The 1,280-nt window shown below is 41.5% G+C and carries 2 protein-coding genes; both read right to left on the bottom strand.

The genetic code is table 11. The annotated features are described in order from the left end of the window. Positions 1 to 28: 28 nt before the first annotated feature. Positions 29 to 844: an IS3 family transposase gene (locus tag OU792_RS18535; RefSeq protein WP_274671055.1), complete on the bottom strand. Its 816-nt coding sequence runs from the start codon at positions 842 to 844 to the stop codon at positions 29 to 31. Positions 845 to 846: 2 nt separating this feature from the next. Further along, positions 847 to 1,224, bottom strand: coding sequence for an IS66 family insertion sequence element accessory protein TnpA (tnpA, locus tag OU792_RS18530; RefSeq protein WP_026947032.1), 378 nt, complete (start codon positions 1,222 to 1,224; stop codon positions 847 to 849). Positions 1,225 to 1,280: the final 56 nt, after the last annotated feature.

Below are 1,280 nucleotides of genomic sequence, written 5' to 3'. Positions count from 1 at the left end.
TGCTCTTTCCGCTTAAAAGTTGGACTAGTTAAGCAGCGATTTTAAAGTTATAAAATTCATTTGGTGTTTTCATTTCTAAAGCGGAATGTGGTGCATATGTATTGTATTCATTCATCCATTTCTGTATTTGCCTGAGTACGGTTTTTGGATTTTCCAGGCAGTTCTCATAGACGTAATCTCGTTTAAATGTAGCATTGAAGGCTTCACACATCCCGTTTGATTGTGGGGAATAGGTTGGAGTATTACAATCGATTATATTCCAGGATTTCAAGCTGGCTCTGAGCTTTTTTTCAATGAATTCAGGTCCATTGTCATGTAAAAACTGAAGTGTATCCGGATCAGGCAAGTTCTCTCCAAAGCGGGCATGTAAAGCTTCCTGAACCATTAATTCAATATCAACTGCCTGCATATGTTTTCCTGCTTTCCAGGCGATGATGGACCTGTCACAACAGTCCAGAAGAAAGGCCACCCGGAGCTTTTCCCCATTCCAGCATTTAATCGAAGTGATATCACTAGCCCATCGCGTATTAGGTATTTCCACTGCTATCTGCCCTGTATGGGTTCTGCTGCTGCCTCTGGTTCGGTGTCGGGTAATCAACAACCCTTCTTCTTTCATGTAGCGATGCACCATGTATTTGGTTACATTGAGCCCATAATCCCGTTTGAGCAGCGCCTTGACCCGGGGTACCCCATAAGTGGATTTCTTTGCCGTGATTTCTAAAACAGCCAGTTTCATCTGCTCACATAGTTCTTTTCGCGCTGTCCTTTTTCGTTCAGGATAGGGTTTTACTTTATAATATACAGAGGATTTGGCTACTCCCAGTGTCTTGATAATCCTATTCATGCTTACTCCGAATTCCCTGGATAACGATTCAATTTCTTGTTTCGAAGTTGATCCATCTCTAACTTTTTTTTTAGGATCTTAATATCCAAAGTAGATTCCCCGAGAGCCTTCTTGAGCTCCTCATTCTCTTTTCTAAGCATTTCCAATTCAGCTTTGGAATGTAGGTCACCTTGATTTTTGATACTCATAATGGCTCCTGATTTAGCAAGTGTACGCCAGCTATACACCTGACTGGTGATCAGCCCGTGTCGGCGACAATATTCAGGACAAGATAAGCCAGAACTTTCCCAATCTTCTACAATAAAGGCTTTTTGTTGTGAGGTCAGTAGCTTACGGCCACTGGATGAAAGTCGTGCGTTTTTAATTAAGTCTTCGATCATTTTGTTCCTAAGTTTAGGCAACAAAACTGGTCCAGTTATTTAAGCGGTTAAGAACA

It is taken from the genome of Algoriphagus sp. NF (assembly GCF_028823735.1).
In the GTDB taxonomy this organism is placed as follows: Bacteria; Bacteroidota; Bacteroidia; order Cytophagales; family Cyclobacteriaceae; genus Algoriphagus; species Algoriphagus marincola.
The sequence above is the reverse complement of the archived record's forward strand: the minus strand, read 5'-3'. Positions and strand labels throughout refer to the sequence as shown.